Raw genomic sequence first — 551 nt, 5'->3', positions numbered from 1 at the left:
GTATTGGCGAAACAGCCGCGCCGTTTGGACGACGTAGTGGCCACACTGCAGGCCGTTGCCGCGTTCAAACAGTTGCCCGAAGCTGCCGCGCTCGCCGCTGCCAACAAACGCGTACAAAACCTGCTGAAAAAAGCAGATGCCGAGTTGGGTGCGGTTAACGAAAGCCTGCTGCAACAGGACGAAGAAAAAGCCTTGTGCGCCGCTGCTCAAGGTTTGCAGCCGAAAATCTCTGCCGCTGTTGCCGAAGGCAATTTCCAAACTGCTTTGTCCGAGCTGGCTTCCGTCAAACCGCAAGTCGATGCATTCTTCGACGGCGTGATGGTAATGGCTGAAGATGCCGCCGTGAAGCAAAACCGTTTGAACCTGTTGAACCGCTTGGCAGAACAAATGAACGCAGTTGCCGACATTGCGCTCTTGAGCGAATAAGGCCGCGTTTCAGTTGACCCTTTTTTCAGGCTGCCCGATGATTCAGGCAGCCTGAAGTTTTTCGGGCGTATCCCTTGCATGGCGTTCAAGGGTATAATTCGGCAGATTTGTCGCACGACAAATCG

At 54.3% G+C, this 551-nt stretch carries 1 protein-coding gene; it reads left to right on the top strand.

Annotated features, from left to right (window positions below; translation table 11 throughout):
- On the top strand, positions 1-426 hold a 426-nt coding region (locus ACTHUR_RS17220; RefSeq protein ID WP_440399924.1), incomplete at its 5' end, for a DALR anticodon-binding domain-containing protein.
- Positions 427-551: the final 125 nt, after the last annotated feature.

It is taken from the genome of Neisseria sp. P0021.S007 (genome assembly GCF_051956855.1).
Note: the sequence above shows the minus strand (reverse complement) of the source record. Positions and strands in the feature narration are given on the sequence as shown.